We start from the raw sequence: 16,411 nt of genomic DNA on the forward strand, positions 1-16,411 counted from the left end.
GAAAACGTTTTTCTCATTATTTCCATCTCCCGTATTAGTTGTTACTTAGCTAACGAAAATTTAATACGGAAAGATCACTTTTTGCATTAATTGGAAATCTATGATCAATACCCACCTTCCACAACCGCATTCACAATATAAGGATAACGTCAGGAAAATGCGGTTACCTTAACTTCCATGTGAGAATTATTGGAATATCAATGGTTCTCACATCATTTACATGTATTCAATGTAACCTTGTGTTGCTTTAAAATGATGTTTGATCATTTTTTTGGCTGTGCTTCTCCACAATCGCGCCCTATAATTGAAGATCGTACAACAATAATTTTAGCTAAATAGTTGAATATGATTTTACACGAAAGTACCCTAAAATGGAAAAAGCCCATTCCTTAATACAGGAAAGGGCTCTTACATAGAATAAAGCGAACATTCTTCAGTAATGAATCATTGATTCATTACAACTCAGGAAAGGTCATTTTTATCTTTCCTTTGACTTAATCAGAAACCTTAATGACAATTTTACCAAAAGCACCACGACCTAGATGCTCGTAAGCTTGGATAGAGTCGTCGAAAGAGTACACTGTATCGATTACTGGATGAATATTTAGTTCATTAAAGGCTTTGTTCATGTCATCAAAAGCTTTGCGGTGACCAACATAGATGCCATGAATCTGTGCTTGTTTCGCTAATAATGCGAATAAATTAACTTCTGCCACCATGCCCTTTAGGAATCCAATGATATAAATATGTCCTTGTAGTGCAAGTGCCTCGATCGAACGGTTAATGCTATCTCCTCCAACAACCTCTAATATATGTTGAGCACCTTTACCATCCGTTAGTTTTAATACCTCTTGTTCCCAATCTGGGGTATCCACATAGTTGATGACTTCTTTTGCGCCTAACTCTTTTACTCGTTCACCTTTTACATCACTGCTCGTTGTAACAATTACTCTTGCACCTAATGCAGAGGCGATTTGAATCGCATAGACGGACACACCACCTGTACCTAAAATAACAACTGTGTCACCAGCTTTGATTTTGCCGTATTCTACTAAAGAAAACCATACAGTTAATGCTGCGATTGGCAGTGTGGAAGCTTCTTCATCTGTTAAATTAGTTGGCGCCATTACTGCTGCATATTCATCTAACAACATATATTCCGCTAGGCCACCGTCATTCGGTCCACCCACTGCTGTTGGCGCATAGTCTTCGCTTGGTGCCCCATCAACCCATTTTGTATAAAGATGCGAAACAACACGGTCACCTTCTTTAAACTGTGTTACTTCTGAACCTATACCTACAACAACACCTACCGCATCCGATACGGGTATGAAAGGTTTGCTCATTAAATCTGGTAAATAATCGCCGTCCATGATTGATTTATCCCGAAAATTCAATGATACTGACTTTACTTTAATTAAAATTTGTTTTGGACCTGGTGTTGGTTTTTCCAATTCAACTAATTTTAAATTTTCTAATCCAATACCTTGTTTTTGCCATGCTTTCATGAGTTTGAATCCTCTCTTCTTAAATATAATTTTAGTATGTGACAAGGATATTACTCGTTTTCAAATCTACAAATTAAGAATTAACGATATATTATAGATAATAAACATCGATAAATCACAAATTATCGATGTAATAGGTAGCAAACAACAACCGAAATCTACTTGATTTTGGTTGTTGTTAAAGTTCTGTTTGAATGAATTCACCTAGGTTTTTTATGGCTTCCTCATCCCTTTTGTAATAAGTCCATTTGCCTATTCGTGTTGCTTTGATTAAACCAGCTTTTTGTAAAGTTGAAAGGTATTGAGAAGCAGTAGATTGAGTCATATTTAACTTAGTTGTTATTTGACTAACACACACACCAACTTCCAATAAATCAATTCCTTCTTGTGGTCCAAAATGAGCAGAAGGTTCTTTCAGCCAATCTAAAATTTGTAATCGAGCCTCATTTGAAAGTGATTTAAAAATAGTTATCTTGTCCATGTTCCTATTATAAATCGACAAAAGGCGATTTGTCAATTTAAACTTACATTTATAACTAGAATATTTTTTGTAAATTCATTTCTTCTTTAACTCTACTGCTGGTTTAGATTCCTGACTATTTCTTCACAATATCCATTTATATTACTAAGCGTTACTAAACAATCTGGCCCTAAACAGAATAGAGATAGGGGGAGGTGACTAACCTCCATCCCTCTCACACCACCGTACGTACGGTTCCGTATACGGCGGTTCCGATTATGTCGAACGCAATACGGTATATCTAGCGGATATGCTCTTTAACCCTTGGGACGCCCAATAGGTGATTCCAAGGGTTTTGTGTAGTATTGGACTTTTAGCGATACGCCAATACGCCTTTCTAGAATTTCCCCATTCATAAGCTTTCTGTGGTGAGATTCCTAGCGATTTCAGCTTCCTCACTTTTGTTTTAGGAGTTTCCATTCTTTCCAACGTATCATTCGAAGTCTTCGCATTATCCATGATTCCAGCTCCTTTAACTTGCTTGGCGTGTCAATCAGTTGATAATATCCAAGCCATCCAACCGTTTTTTCTCCTCCCACATCGCAAACATATATAAACAGGGATAAAACATAAGCCATAGTACCCTCCACTCGACTTTGTTTCTGTGTTTAATTGTAAAGCGTTTTCAATCCAATCTGGGTACAGAAAATTTCCTCTAGTTAGGAAATCTGTTAACAATGTAGTCTATCATTTTTTACCATTTAATAAAACTCCTTTTTAAGCAATAGGATAATAACTATTTATATAAGAACTTTTTTCTTTTACAGTTATCGGGTATAAAACAAGCAAAACACCGGATAAGTTAAATACACAGGGTCAACTTATTTATATTATTTTCAAAGTGACCCTGTTGTTTTTTATATAAACAAACATCAATGTGCCGAATAACTCTCCTCGTGATTGACTACGCGGCGAATGAAGAATGCCAGGATCAAGCCAACCAATGCTATAATCATCATGAACCAGAAAACGCTTTGTGATCCTGCTGTCATCGCGTTTGCTATTTCAATCTGCCTAGTCGGATTGGAGGTGCTGTGCAAGTATTTCTCCATACCACCCGTAAGGATACTGATTGCTACAGCTATTCCAATCGCGCCTGCTACCTGCTGCAGTGTGTTTAAGACTGCCGTACCGTGCGGATATAATTCCGGCGGTAATTGATTTAGTCCATTCGTTTGAGCAGGCATCCAAATCATGGAAACCCCTACCATGAGCCCGATATGCAAAGCCACGATAAAGGCCACTGAAGAAGCAGGAGATAGGGTGGTAAAGAACCATAACATGACTGCAACGAGAACGAGGCCGGGAGTAACTAGCCATTTCGGACCAAATTTATCGAATAAGCGCCCCACTAGTGGTGATAGGATACCGTTCAACGCGCTGCCCGGCAAAAGCATGAGTCCAGCGATGAAAACAGACAGTCCTGCCCCAGTCTGCAGGAACATCGGCAGAATAATCATGCTCGACATAACAATCATCATACAGGATAGTACTAGAAGTAGCCCAATGGTGTACATCGGAAACTTGAAAACGCTCAGATTCAACATCGGAACATTCATTAAGTTTTGGCGTAGTATGAACAATACCAGCGCAACAAGCCCAACGACAATTGATGTGACTACAATCGGGCTGCTCCAACCCTCAGCTCCTTCTCCAGCCTTACTGAATCCAAAGACAACTCCTCCGAAGCCAATTGTAGATAATAAGACAGATAGTAGATCTATTCGAGGCTTTGTGACATCTGTAACGTTTTTCAAATACTTCAGTCCTATTAACAACCCTATAATCAAAAGCGGAAGTGATAACCAGAAGATGTAATGCCATGTTAAATATTCGATTAACAAACCACCTACGGTCGGTCCGGTCGCTGGTGCAAACATGATAACAAGCCCGACGAATCCCATTGCCGCACCCCGTTTTTCTGGCGGATATATGACAAGAATGGTATTGAACAAGAGTGGAAGCAACAAGCTCATTCCCACTGCCTGTATAACTCGGGCGAACATTAACATTTCAAAATTGAAAGCGAGCGCCGCAATTAATGTACCAACGATTAAGCTGATAAGCGAACCTGTGAACATCTGCCTTGTCGTAAACATCTGCAGCAACAACCCGCTTATTGGCATTAAAATACCTAGAGTCAACAAGAACCCAGTTGTTAACCACTGTGCAGTTGCGGCCGAAATTTGGAATACTTCCATTAAATTAGTCATTGCAACATTGAGGGCAGTTTCGCTGAACATGCCGACGAAACCACAGATAAGCAGCGATGCCATAATGGCACGTGTATTGTATTGATTCTTCATTTTATATCTCCCTGTAATTCAATTTAAATAATAACAATTTATTTATTAGCAAATCCTTGTTTGTTTAAATACTCAAGCATGAAGGGCAGTCTGCTTCTTTCAAGATGATCCTCAATATGATCCTTCCACCCCTTTACTTTCTTTACTGTGAAAGGAGCTTTAACAGGTCGATCTTGGTAATATTCACGCATCTGTTGATTATAATTTGCTAATTTTTCTTCATCTAATGGCTGATACTGATTTTCAAACATGACCATTGATTGAGGCAAACGTGGTTTTAACCCAGGTTTTTCTCCAGCTGGATGGCCTATGCATAGCCCTACTAGAGGGATCACATACTTTGGTAAATTTAATACCTCAGTTAATTCTGTAATATTAAGTCTTACTCCACCGATATAGACACCACTGAGTCCCATTGATTCAGCTGCAGTTAAAGCATTTTGAGCCATTAACCCAGCATCGAATGAACCTATTAAGAGGTATTCAATATAATCAATGTCTACGCTGGGAGCAATTTGATGATTGCGATTGAAATCAGCGCAAAAAACCCAAAACTCTGCTGCTTCTTCAATATAAGGTTGATTGGCAGAGAGTTGCATCACCTTTTTTCTAAGTTCTGAATCAGTAATTCTAATGATAGATACGACCTGTAAAAGGCTGAATGATGAAGTTTGATTGGCTGCCTTAAAGATTGCATCTCGTTGTTCCTCTGTCAGTGATTGATTTGTAAAAGAACGAATGGACGTATGATTATGAAGCAATTCAATGGTATTATTATTCATTTGAATCCTTCCCCTTTAATTTCTTTTTATCTTTCAGCCTTCCGTATTGATAAGGAACTTCCATATTCTCGCGCAGTGTATTTCCTTCATATTCTATGTGGAACAAACCGCGGTCCTGTAAAATCGGGACAACCTTTTCCACAAAATCAGCAACTCCATCATAGGCTATATCCGGAACAACCGAGAAGCCGTCACATGCACCAGCTAAAAACCATTCTTCCAAGAAGTCAGCAACCTGTACGGGGGTACCTGCAACTACTGGATGATAGTTAATGACCCCATGGGCCAGAACATCTCGAATGGATAGCCCTTTTTCCAGAAGCTCTAAAGATCTGTGGGAACGTGGATCCATTGGGTTGGCATATGCCTTTTTCAACAAGTCAGCTGATAAAGGTTGATCAATATCTATCGAGTTCACCGATAGTGGTAAACCAACCATGGAACCAAGGTAACTTACTCGACTTGGAATTTCCTCAGGATTAAAACTCATAAGCTGTCTTCGTCGTTCTAAACCTTCTTTTTCAGTTGAACCTATGGAAAACATAAAACCTGCATACATCTTGATGTCATCGGGATTTCGGCCAAAATGAGCTGCACTTTGTCTAAGCGCTTGCCTATGTTCATAGGCAGACTCAATGTCATAAGGGTTAGCATAGACACCAGAAGCGTACCTCCCCGCCAATTCCAGTCCTTCTTTCCCTCCGCCTGCCTGGAAAATAACTGGCTGACCTTGCTCAGAAGGGGGGATTGGCAAAGGACCACGAGATGCATAATACTGCCCTTCTAGATTGATAGGTTTAATTTTGTCCATGTCCGCAAATTTCCCTCCATTTACATCTAACGTCCAAGCGTCTTGTTCCCAACTCCCCCACAACGCTTGGACAATTTTTATGGACTCATGGGCCATTTCATATCGTTCTTTGCGACTGGCAATCTGAGCACCAAAATTTGCTGCTGCTACTGGAAGAGATGAGGTGACCGCATTCCATCCTACACGTCCATTGCTTATAACATCGAGTGCTTTGAATTGACGTGCTATGTTGTATGGATAATTGAATGTCGTTGATTGTGTTGCAACAAGACCAATATGTTTCGTTTCTCTAGCTACTGCCATTAGTGCTAACATAGGGTCCATAGGGAACATAGGAGTCTGAGGGCCTAAGTCAACGGTTAACGCTGGGGTATCGGCGATAAAGATCATTTGAAATTTTCCTTTTTCAGCTAATTTAGCTCCCTCCACATATCTGTCCGTATTTGTGTAGGCTGCTGGATCTGTACCAGGCATTCTCCAAGCGCTAAATTCAGCTCCGTACCCAGAAATCATTTGTAGTGCTAGTTGCATCTCTTTTCTTTTTTTCATGTATTTCTTCTCCTTTATTTTTGATAGGCTCCAAATAAGCAAATGAGCCACTATTTCTAGTTACAGTTCAGTTAGGTCTAAAAAAACACAAAATAATATTTAGCTTGCTAAATAACTCAAAAAATTTTTAGCGAGTACGGATATCATTGTTTCGTCTGAACGTATCTTCTTCTGTGGATTCCCATAACCTCTTACTTAGTAAATGGTTATGTTAAAGTGAGTGTTGATTTTCGCTACAGGCGCTCGCTTTCCGCGGGACATGCGGTGAGTCTCCTAGTCACTTCGCCAGTGAGGGGTCTCACCAGTCACGCTAATCCCGCAGGAGTCAAGCGTCTATCGCTCCAATCCACAAAATTATCAAGTTCAACAATGTCCTTTAACAGAACCTAGTAAATAAATGATATAGAGCTATCTAATATTTAGTATGCTAAATAATTAATTAGCATACTAAATATTGACATAGAGAAAACTTAGAACAAGTTTCTCTCCATTCGCTTCATAAGATCCCTTAAGATTAATCGATCTTCCGGTAAGATTGAACCGAGTAATTTTTCTTGCTGCTGTTTCCATTTGCAATCAACTGGTTTTTCTAATTCTTTGCCTTTGTCCGTTAGATAAATTCGCATAACTCTTGCATCTTTTTCATCACGTTTACGGTATATGAACCCATTTAGCTCCAGCGATTTAACCATATTTGTTACTGTAGGTGGCTCGCATTTTAAATGTTCACATAGCTGCATTTGTGTTATTCCACCACCTAACCACAAACGAGCGAGTAGTCTATCCTGGCCTACATGAAGATTAAGCTCTCTTAGACTTTCGCTGTAATCTCGACGCATTTTGGATGAAATTTTATCTAACGACTCACGAATATCGCATCCAACCTTTTCGTTCATAGATGTTCCTCCAATGGTCATATATATATATTTAGTATGCTAACTATATCATGGCTAAAATTAGGCGTCCATTTATCTTAAAGGACACACTCACATAATACCGGGCAGAAGTCATCTAGATTGAAGGTCAAAAGGATGGAACCAACAATAAACGTAGAACCCTTGAACGTCCGCTCTTTCCTACTGAATTTTCCAGAATCTATTTACTTTACCGATTGCCTATCAATTTATTGTAATAAGTGTTACAGACACTAGAATATAACTAATTCTCATTTTTTAAAAGAGGGCAATAAAAAATGCTATAGTACATTTTTTTGTACTTAATAGCAATAAGAAGAGTTTGTAAAGATGGATTTAACAAAGAATTTATAATGGAAGATCTTAATTGTGTTAGCCTGCTTAGTTAGTAAAAAAAAGCTGCCTACATTAGACAGCTTCGGATTTTTCAACTCTTGCCCCCGTTACTTTCATACATTTCTCCATAAACTTTTATCGTAAAAGATGAAAACTGCCGTTAGAACAATCTCTCCTCGCACAACCATTACTTCATCCACCATTTGTTTTTGAATTTTAGGGTAAATGTTAAAAGATGAATGTGAGCGCAATCGTTAGTCTACCTGCTCCCCAAATTTTTTCCCGAACTCTTCCATTAAGTCAATTATAGGAATGAATTCTTTCCCTTTAGATGTTAATGAATAATCTACTCGAGGAGGAACCTCTGGATAAACTTTGCGATTTATTAAGCCATCTCTTTCTAATTCTCGAAGTTGCTTTGTAAGAGAACCTTGTGAAATATCCCATAAAAAGGCTTTAATCTCACTATAACGACGTTCCTTGGCCTTTAAATACCAAAGAATTACATATTTCCAACGTCCGGATAGGATATTTTGGGTATAAGCAATGCCATAAAATTCTCTTTGTTCCTTTATACACTCGTTATTAAATCCATCCTTACATATCCTAGACACCTTTTCACCTGCTTTTTACTGTTAAGTACAAAAAAATGTACTACGTCAATTTTTATTGCCTTCTTTAAAAAAATGAGGAATCATTTTATTCTAGTATATGTAACGGAAATACTCAAATCTAATGGATAAATGTTTACCGTTTGATAAACATATGATTGTGTAACTTTTAGCAGATTAATTCTTTTTATATACAAATTCTTTAGGGGGAACAATAATGAGATTTGGAATTATAGGTGCAGGACCAATTGGGTCCATTATTTCTAAAAAATTAGTTAAGAACGGTCATGACGTCAAAATTGCAGATGCACGAGGAATTGAACGTTTAGAAGGAAAAGAGTTTGCTGGAACAGCTGTGCGAGTTGAGGATGCAATTAAAAATATTGAAGTTCTTATCATATCTATCCCTACAAAAGCAATGCCAAACATTCGGAACATTACCGATCAAGTCAGTAAGGAGGTAATCATTGTAGATACTTCAAATTATTATCCCTTTAGAGATGGCAAAGTTGAAGAAATCGAGAATGAGATGGTTGAAAGTGTTTGGGTTTCAAATCAATTAGGCCGACCTGTCATTAAAGCTTTCAATAATTTATTAGCCCATACTTTAGAAAATGAAGGAACATCCGAAGATTCAAGTGAACGAATTGCGATGGCAGTTGCTGGTAATGATGTATCACAAAAACGGGTAGTCATGAACATAGTAAATGAGTTAGGCTTTGACGCAATAGATAGTGGTTCTTTAAGTGACTCTTGGAGACAACAGCCAGGGACTCCTGCTTACTGCACAGAGCTAACAAAAGATGAACTTAGGAAAGCGTTGAATAAGGCAAATAAAGAAAAAGCACCGTTACTTCGGGATAAAGTGATGGAAAGGTTTGAGAAGCTTTTTGAAGAAAAAAAAGAACTCTCACATAAGGATATTGTGAATATAAACAGAGAAATATACAATTCATAAAAAACAAAAGGTGCACTCAGTTAGAGCGCACCTTTTTGTATATCGATCAATCTCCATTAAATTGTATGGTTATATGTTTACCTATTTCCTTTTTGAGACCAAGCAATCATAAATATAATTAGTAATTCTTAGATCTTACAAAATTCCTTCCAGTCCTCCCCTGTCCGATTAAACAAATTCAGAATAACTTTATGCGCAGTATATGTCTACCATGCAATATAAGAGTTACTTCACAATCTGGCCCGTTAACGGAAGATTGCTCTTATGGAAAATCCATCAAATTTGTACAACAAGTATCACATTTTTGATTCCAGAAATTATGTTTTTTAAAACTTTGATCATTCGGAAGGTATTAAGTGGTAAACAACCTATCACTTATTGGTACATTTCATTGGCTGTAATCAAAAAGGGGTTAAAAAGTTTTTTGTCTAATTCTTTTTTGTATGTATAATCTCCAATTGGACAGCTATTTTTGATATAATAAAAGTAACAATAAGTTAGTTTCACATGAGGGGTTAGGCGCACTTTCACCTTTTAGGATATTTCCTAAAAAAGGGGGTGTTGCTTATGGATATGAAAGACGTATTGACGCTAATGATCTCGTTTGGCATGTTGATTGCGTTTATCATGTCCGATAAAAACCATAAAAATTAATCCCTCATGTGATTAGCGGTCGTTTGAGGGATTAATTTCCAATTCAACGCCTTCCCCTCTTGATGGGGTTAGCTTATTGCAACCGTTCCATGTTGATGCATGGGACGGTTTATTTATTTTATGACTTTCTACTTACAGTATACCTTATTTTCATTAATTGTTAAACATTAATCATAGTTTTAAATAACTGGTTAACCTAATAATACGTTCTGTCCAATTAGATATACATGGTAGACATTTTCCAACTATTACATTTTCGGTTCCAAACCTTACACTTTTCATTCAAGTTTATGCTAGATTCTCGTCCATCTGTTTCACAAGTTTATAAAACGTCGTTTTCTTGACCTCTGCCTGTTTCATAGCCTGCGTCGCTGTAATTTCCCCGTTTTTCCATTCCTTATAAGCTTCTCGGAAGCTTTCTGTTACTGGAAAATTGGGTCTGCCAAAGGACTTCCCCTGTTGTAATGCTGTATCAATACCTTCTCGTTGTCGTTTACGAATACGATCTCGTTCTTCTTGAGCCATCCAAGATAAGATTTGCAGAACCAGGTCAGCAATAAACGTACCCATGCTGTCTTTATATTGCGTTGTATCTAGCAATGGCATGTCTAAAACCACGATATCTGCTCGGATGTTTTTGGTCAGGTCGTTCCACTCGTTTACAATTTCATTCTTGTTTCGTCCAAAACGGTCAAGCGAATGAATATATAAAATATCTCCTGGACGAATAATGCGTTTGAGTAGTTGATAGTTTTCACGTTGAAAATCTTTACCACTGACCTTATCCATAAAAATATCACGTTCGGTTATTCCTTTTTCTCTCATCGCAGCTACTTGTCGTGCTTCGTTTTGATCTTTGCTACTCACTCGTATATATCCGAGTCGTCTACTTTCCATTTTGAACCCCTACTTTACAGAAATCATTCTATAAACTTCATTATACATAAATCGTTCGTAAACGTATACGGAAAACGGAGAACGTTCTTAAACTAATTTTAGTTGTTTACGAACGGTAAATGATAGCAAATAAAGGCAAAAAGAAACCGTCCATAAAAGTGTACTTTTACGGACGGTTGTATTTTTAAAAACCATTTATCTGCAAGTGCAAGTACTGAATATTTAAAACTACCTAGTTTTCTACAAATTTAAAATGAAATAATTCTATCCAAATTACATCAAATATCACCAACACATGCGTTAGTTGGATTGGTTTTTATCAAGGTTATCTCTTTTGTTGCTAAACAGTGTTATTTCTTTTATTGTTCCAAAACGCAACTTTTTTAATCAGTTTTTTTAACATCCCATTAACTTTTCCCAAAAAAAGAAAAAGAAATATTATCCAAAAGCATGTATTAACTATAATCCATACAAATACCTTATAATGTTCATAGCCAATTGCTATACATATATCTCTAATTGAAGGAAAAGAAAAAACAAGTGTTAAAAACATTGATAAAATAACCCCAATAAGAGAAATCTTATCTTTAAAAATTTCCTTTTTAGCTTGAATTATACCTTCTACGCTGGTTATCCTTTCTTCAATCATTTCTTTATCAAAAAAGTCTGTTGTTCTACCTTCAATATATTTAGTTAAATTTCTTAATGACCCATAATTATAAAAGTAAAGGGAAAAGAAAAAGTGGTCTTCATGATAGAATCTAAGTTTTAAATTCATTAATTCTCTCGGGCTCATTTTTTCCCCCAATTCAAATAAGAAAAATTGATGGTAAATATATTTTTTCATTAAAAGATATTCAATGGAAGGTATAATACTACATACACTTGATATGTGAATTGATGTACTAAAGGAGTCCTCAGTGACAATTTCATCACTATCTTCGTTAACCCCTTCTATAACTTTTTTTATTTCATCAGTAAAAACTCCAATTGATCTCGGTTGGGTAGAAATATAATATCTAAAATAAGTATGCATATCAAAAGTGGATTTATCCAAAGTATCTTGTACAGCTTCATTACTCTTTATCGTATATTTTGTTACTGGTGCGTTAATAATTTTATAAATGAGTTCATTAAAAGAAGGGCTTGTCTTATCAAAACTTTTAGGACGATGTCCATAATCTAGCAATGTTAAATGATTATATGTATAGTAGTTTTTACGTATATTGAAGTTGGTAAATTGTTGTAAATAAGTAATATAATATTTTGCCACTTCCCTAATTGATTTCTTTTCTAGTTTTGTTTTATATTCTCTTGATTGAGTGATATTGCTACTTAAAAATTCAGGTAAGGAAACAGAATCAAAAGTTAAGTTTAATTGTTGTTCTGACATTTCCTTAAAAGTTTTATTATTCAAAGGTATTGAAATTTGAAGGATTCCCATTCCATTCTTAAAAACTGAAAAAAATACAGTGGCATAATCAGATTGATCGTTAATCCAATGTTTAAAGGGCTGTAATATTAACCTTTTTTTTGTATCCTTCACTTGAAATCCAGTGTAGCGTTCTTCAGAATTACTTAATTCTGCAAGATAATCAATACTTAACTTTTGTGAGGCCTCCAGCCAGTCTCCAAGAACATGAACTTTTGCAAGGGTGTTGTCATCTTTATCCTTAAGTTCTTCTTGACTTCTTGAATAAATATCTTCCCTAAGAAACTCATCAATCTCTTTTTTTTCTTTCATTTTTTGAGACCTTTTATCCAAGAATTCCAGAAAACTTTGATTGAATTCTATTCCTTTAAAACGAGATTCTCGCAATATATTGACTTCAGTTTTAACAAGTTTATTTAACCATTCAACATGACTTTCTTTTTTTTGGTCATAAACTCTAAAGATAATGAAGGAGTCAATAAACCCTTTTTTTATTTTGGGATCAGTTGAAATAATGATCTCCCCTTCCAATGCAAGTAGATTGTCAATAATCGTAAATATTTACTCCTCAAAATAATCTAGGTCTACCTTTTTCAATGTATAATTCATCACTTTTGAAACACCAATGTCATATTTAAGCATATAATCGGCTAATTCGGAACCGTTAATTAAAATAATCTTTTTTTCTATACGATCAACGTAGTCTTTCGCTCCCTCTGTAAAACCTGATGTTGTGATGAATACACCTTTTCGAGCACGCTGTCCCTCTAAGCTTCCAGCGAACTTTTGAATTTCTGGACGGCCTACAACTCCTTCCCAACGTTTCGCCTGAACATAGATCATATCTAATCCCAATACATCTTCTTTAATAATGCCATCAATGCCCTCATCTCCACTTCGACCAATTGCCTTTCCAGCATCTTGAATCGAGCCTCCGTATCCCATAGATACTAGTAATTCAACCACTAAACGCTCAAAAAATTCAGGTGTACAACCTTTAACTCTTTCTAAAATCTCTCCTCCAACCTGCTGCTCAATTATTTTATAGCTTTGGTCCAATTGTTCTTGGGGTGTTAACTTTTCCTCTTTAGAAGATGAAGGCAATGTTGGTTTATTATCAGTATTCTTGTTTTGAAAATCTTGAAATTCTTTATATCTTGTTAGATATGATTTTGTTAATTCGGAAACATTTGGGTTATTCAATACCTCTCTACCTCTGTCAGTTATTATAAAAGTTGCTCTTTTCACTGTATGAAGTAATTTGGCTTTTTTTAAATATGTTCTTGCCCACCCTATGCGATTGTGATACACCAATTGTCTTCCACTTGGCAACATTTCTTCTTTTTCTTCCTCTGTCAATCGAAAGTACTCTGCAAGATAACCGTAAGCCTCTTGCAAGGTGTGTTCCTTTTCATCCCCTAATAGATCCAGTAATGGGTACATAAATGACTGATAATCTGGAATAGACATTACTTCACCTCTTTTATATTCAAAAAAGAGTCTACTAAAGATATTAAACATTAATCATCTCCTGTAGACTCCTGTAGAGATATTATGCATTTCGCGGCCAATCCTTGTATTGTTCTTCGGCTTGTTCCATAATAGCTTTTGAAATAAATGCTAGTTGCTTCCCTTGAACGCCTTCATTCCTTAGTACACTTTTTATTGCTATTTTCACTTTAGCGTAAATGTTTTTTCTATGATTACTCGTCCAGTCCTCACCCAAGTTTTTCTTCAATTCTTTTACGACTTTGTGGATAAGGTCAGCTAAGAATTTGTTATCAAATGAATCCATTTCAAGAGATGTTAAAAATATACTTGCTTTCATAATTAAATTTTAACATAATATAGGTAAAAAGTTTGATGATAGTTAAAAGCAATACTATTAGTTTAATAACTTTTTTGTAAAAATATCGATATCCTGTTCAAGATTTGTGATATCATTTTTTTCAAACTCAAAAGTCACTCCTTGTACGACTTCCTCCTGTATATTTAACGGAGGTAAATGAACCTTAATTTCCCTGTTTAGGGTATTATTATTTAAATTGTCATAATTTGAGTATTAATCATAAAAATTTTATCAGAAAAGAAGGTATATAGTCGCATTATATAGAAGTATATAATAATAGAAAATCTTGGGAGATGAATATTTATGGCAAATGTTGTATTTTTTAGTTTCAAAGAAGAAGATAGAGGCGTGGTTTTAACTATAAAGGGTAGAGCGACTAACACGAAGTATCCGTCATTAGATTTTCGAGTTAGGGATTTATTAACGCGTTGGAAAACAGAAGACGAGGCTACTATAAAACAAGCCATTTCAAAAACTATAAAAGGGACCTCAAGAACAATTGTATTTGTTGGGGAGGATACTCATAAAAGTTACTGGGTGCCACATGAAGTTCAAATGACATTAGATGCTGGGAAACCTGTATATGCTATTAGGTTAAATGGTACAGAAGGTAAAGTCCCTAAATGTTTATCGGAAAATAATATTCAAGTTTATAACTGGAGTGAGAAAAAACTTCAAGACCTAGCAACACGTTAATGTAATTGTTAAGCTCCTTAAACGGAGCTTTTTATTTATTGTTATAAGGAGGAATTATATGAAAAAAAACAAAAAATGTTTTGTGATTATGGGGTACGGTATAAAAACAGATTATACTACAGGTAGAGAACTAAACTTAGATAAAACATATAAAAATATCATTAAGCCAGCAGCTGAAGAAGCTGGTTTAGAATGTATAAGAGCTGATGAAGTTAAGCATTCAGGAATTATAGATACACCAATGTATAATTTATTAGTAAATGCAGACGTAGTAATAGCTGACTTATCTACGAATAATTCAAATGCATTTTATGAATTGGGAGTAAGGCATGCTTTAAGGCCGAGAACAACTCTTGCTATTGCTGAAAACGATTTGAAGCCTCCTTTTGATGTCAATCATACCGTGATTCACAAATATGAACATCTGGGAAAAGACATAGGTTATGATGAAGCTCTAAGATTTAAGAATGAACTTATTGATACTATAAAAACTATAATAGATACACAGGAGACAGATAGTCCGGTTTATACATATTTAAAAGGCTTAAAACCTCCTACAATTGAAGAGACAGAAGCAAATATAGTATCTAATAGTAATTCAAACGAGACATTAGGTGAAATTATAGAGAGTGCTATACGGTATCTGGACAAAGATAAGTTTATTGAAGCTAAGTCATTACTTAAACATGCAAGTACAATTGATCCTAATAATGAATATATATTGCAAAAACTTGCTCTGGCTACGTATAAAAGTAAATATCCTAATCATATAGAAGCCTTGAAAGAAGCTTTAGAAATTGTAGAGTCATTAAATTTAGACAAAACCACAGATCCTGAAACGTTAGGACTTTCTGGTGCAATATACAAACGATTATGGGAAGAATTAAATGAGAAGCTAGACTTGCAAAAATCTATATCATATTACGAAAAAGGATTTTATATTAAAAATGATTATTATAACGGAATAAATTTAGCATATTTATACAACGTACAGGCAAGTATTGAAGAAGAATATAACGAAACCATAGCTGATTATATTCTTGCAAATAGAATTAGAGAAAAAGTAATTTCCATTTGCAAGGAATTATATGAACAGGAAAATTTTAATGAAAGAAGTGATAAATATTGGATTGTGGCTACTTTAGAAGAGGCATATTTTGCGGTAGGCAATTTAGAAAAGTACGAGGATTTTAAAAAGGCTGCAATATCTATGGCTACTAATAATTGGGAAAGAAACACCACCGATTCACAGATATTAAAGCTAAATGAACTTCTTGAAAAATCACCTATTAAAAAATAGTGATTTTATGTGAGGTAATGCTTTATATTTTTTCCTGTGGCTGTCTTGAAATTAATACCAAATACAAGCCTAGCCACAAACGGCGTGGATTTGTTTAATGGATATAAAAGGATTATCCATGTTGGTCAGGACTAAATATGGATAATCGTTTATTGTTTGTTCACGCAAAATAAATATTAAAACTGCGCAATTTAAATAATAAATTGATAATTACAAGTATAATATTGTTTTTATGAATGTAAGAAAAGGTATCTTTTCCTACATTCAAAAAAGTATCTTGTCAGGGAT

At 35.5% G+C, this 16,411-nt stretch carries 14 protein-coding genes and 1 pseudogene; 3 read left to right on the forward strand and 12 right to left on the reverse strand.

Annotation, left to right across the window (positions count from 1 at the left end; all coding sequences use genetic code 11):
• Positions 1-494: 494 nt before the first annotated feature.
• The 8 genes and pseudogenes from AC3G7N_RS19380 to AC3G7N_RS19415 all read right to left on the reverse strand — a co-directional run bounded on the left by AC3G7N_RS19380 (position 495) and on the right by AC3G7N_RS19415 (position 8,340).
• On the reverse strand, positions 495-1,508 hold the full coding sequence (locus AC3G7N_RS19380) for a zinc-dependent alcohol dehydrogenase family protein (RefSeq protein ID WP_489423809.1): 1,014 nt from the start codon (positions 1,506-1,508) through the stop codon (positions 495-497).
• Positions 1,509-1,686: 178 nt separating this feature from the next.
• The gene (locus tag AC3G7N_RS19385; protein WP_489423810.1) at positions 1,687-1,989 is read right to left on the reverse strand and encodes an ArsR/SmtB family transcription factor; all 303 of its coding nucleotides are present in this window, start codon (positions 1,987-1,989) and stop codon (positions 1,687-1,689) included.
• 255 nt (positions 1,990-2,244) lie between these two features.
• Positions 2,245-2,549 (reverse strand): annotated as a pseudogene (locus AC3G7N_RS19390) (group II intron maturase-specific domain-containing protein); the annotation flags it as partial.
• A 351-nt stretch (positions 2,550-2,900) separates the two neighbouring features.
• A complete protein-coding gene (locus tag AC3G7N_RS19395) occupies positions 2,901-4,334 on the reverse strand; it encodes a DHA2 family efflux MFS transporter permease subunit (protein WP_489423811.1) in 1,434 nt (477 codons plus the stop codon).
• 38 nt (positions 4,335-4,372) lie between these two features.
• Positions 4,373-5,116 (reverse strand): oxygen-insensitive NADPH nitroreductase, encoded by a 744-nt coding sequence (gene nfsA, locus AC3G7N_RS19400; protein WP_489423812.1) that lies wholly within the window; start codon positions 5,114-5,116, stop codon positions 4,373-4,375.
• Positions 5,109-6,476 (reverse strand): NtaA/DmoA family FMN-dependent monooxygenase, encoded by a 1,368-nt coding sequence (locus AC3G7N_RS19405; protein WP_489423813.1) that lies wholly within the window; start codon positions 6,474-6,476, stop codon positions 5,109-5,111. The genes nfsA and AC3G7N_RS19405 overlap by 8 nt, the downstream gene beginning before the upstream one ends.
• 470 nt (positions 6,477-6,946) lie before the next feature.
• Positions 6,947-7,372 carry a MarR family winged helix-turn-helix transcriptional regulator gene (locus tag AC3G7N_RS19410; RefSeq protein WP_489423814.1) on the reverse strand — a complete coding sequence of 142 codons (426 nt, stop codon included), beginning with the start codon at positions 7,370-7,372 and terminating at the stop codon, positions 6,947-6,949.
• A 608-nt stretch (positions 7,373-7,980) separates the two neighbouring features.
• Positions 7,981-8,340, reverse strand: coding sequence for a winged helix-turn-helix transcriptional regulator (locus tag AC3G7N_RS19415; protein ID WP_489423815.1), 360 nt, complete (start codon positions 8,338-8,340; stop codon positions 7,981-7,983).
• Positions 8,341-8,554: 214 nt separating this feature from the next.
• Between AC3G7N_RS19415 and AC3G7N_RS19420 the strand changes: the two genes are divergently transcribed.
• Positions 8,555-9,295, forward strand: a complete 741-nt coding sequence (locus tag AC3G7N_RS19420) for an NADPH-dependent F420 reductase (protein ID WP_489423816.1) — start codon at positions 8,555-8,557, stop codon at positions 9,293-9,295.
• Between the two features lie 942 nt (positions 9,296-10,237).
• On the opposite strand, the gene AC3G7N_RS19425 is transcribed toward AC3G7N_RS19420, so the two are convergent.
• From AC3G7N_RS19425 to AC3G7N_RS19440, 4 genes are all read right to left on the reverse strand, one after another.
• Positions 10,238-10,846, reverse strand: a complete 609-nt coding sequence (locus AC3G7N_RS19425) for a recombinase family protein (RefSeq protein WP_489423817.1) — start codon at positions 10,844-10,846, stop codon at positions 10,238-10,240.
• 340 nt (positions 10,847-11,186) lie between these two features.
• Positions 11,187-12,809, reverse strand: coding sequence for a hypothetical protein (locus AC3G7N_RS19430; protein ID WP_489423818.1), 1,623 nt, complete (start codon positions 12,807-12,809; stop codon positions 11,187-11,189).
• Positions 12,810-12,839: 30 nt separating this feature from the next.
• Positions 12,840-13,748: a restriction endonuclease gene (locus tag AC3G7N_RS19435; RefSeq protein ID WP_489423819.1), complete on the reverse strand. Its 909-nt coding sequence runs from the start codon at positions 13,746-13,748 to the stop codon at positions 12,840-12,842.
• Positions 13,749-13,830: 82 nt separating this feature from the next.
• Positions 13,831-14,106, reverse strand: a complete 276-nt coding sequence (locus tag AC3G7N_RS19440) for a type I restriction enzyme endonuclease domain-containing protein (protein ID WP_489423820.1) — start codon at positions 14,104-14,106, stop codon at positions 13,831-13,833.
• Between the two features lie 324 nt (positions 14,107-14,430).
• Between AC3G7N_RS19440 and AC3G7N_RS19445 the strand changes: the two genes are divergently transcribed.
• Both AC3G7N_RS19445 and AC3G7N_RS19450 read left to right on the forward strand, forming a co-directional pair.
• Positions 14,431-14,823, forward strand: a complete 393-nt coding sequence (locus tag AC3G7N_RS19445) for a TIR domain-containing protein (RefSeq protein WP_489423821.1) — start codon at positions 14,431-14,433, stop codon at positions 14,821-14,823.
• Between the two features lie 58 nt (positions 14,824-14,881).
• A complete protein-coding gene (locus tag AC3G7N_RS19450) occupies positions 14,882-16,123 on the forward strand; it encodes a TRAFs-binding domain-containing protein (RefSeq protein ID WP_489423822.1) in 1,242 nt (413 codons plus the stop codon).
• Positions 16,124-16,411 lie beyond the last annotated feature (288 nt).

It is taken from the genome of Virgibacillus carmonensis, from assembly GCF_057836705.1.

Bases quoted from the DNA above. Each gene is read 5' to 3' on its own strand.
- AC3G7N_RS19450 (WP_489423822.1), top strand. From the start codon at position 14,882: ATGAAAAAAAACAAAAAATGTTTTGTGATTATGGGGTACGGTATAAAA.
- AC3G7N_RS19385 (WP_489423810.1), bottom strand. From the start codon at position 1,989: ATGGACAAGATAACTATTTTTAAATCACTTTCAAATGAGGCTCGATTA.
- AC3G7N_RS19395 (WP_489423811.1), bottom strand. From the start codon at position 4,334: ATGAAGAATCAATACAATACACGTGCCATTATGGCATCGCTGCTTATC.
- AC3G7N_RS19380 (WP_489423809.1), bottom strand. From the start codon at position 1,508: ATGAAAGCATGGCAAAAACAAGGTATTGGATTAGAAAATTTAAAATTA.
- AC3G7N_RS19435 (WP_489423819.1), bottom strand. From the start codon at position 13,748: ATGTCTATTCCAGATTATCAGTCATTTATGTACCCATTACTGGATCTA.
- AC3G7N_RS19425 (WP_489423817.1), bottom strand. From the start codon at position 10,846: ATGGAAAGTAGACGACTCGGATATATACGAGTGAGTAGCAAAGATCAA.
- nfsA (WP_489423812.1), bottom strand. From the start codon at position 5,116: ATGAATAATAATACCATTGAATTGCTTCATAATCATACGTCCATTCGT.
- AC3G7N_RS19440 (WP_489423820.1), bottom strand. From the start codon at position 14,106: ATGAAAGCAAGTATATTTTTAACATCTCTTGAAATGGATTCATTTGAT.
- AC3G7N_RS19420 (WP_489423816.1), top strand. From the start codon at position 8,555: ATGAGATTTGGAATTATAGGTGCAGGACCAATTGGGTCCATTATTTCT.
- AC3G7N_RS19410 (WP_489423814.1), bottom strand. From the start codon at position 7,372: ATGAACGAAAAGGTTGGATGCGATATTCGTGAGTCGTTAGATAAAATT.
- AC3G7N_RS19405 (WP_489423813.1), bottom strand. From the start codon at position 6,476: ATGAAAAAAAGAAAAGAGATGCAACTAGCACTACAAATGATTTCTGGG.
- AC3G7N_RS19445 (WP_489423821.1), top strand. From the start codon at position 14,431: ATGGCAAATGTTGTATTTTTTAGTTTCAAAGAAGAAGATAGAGGCGTG.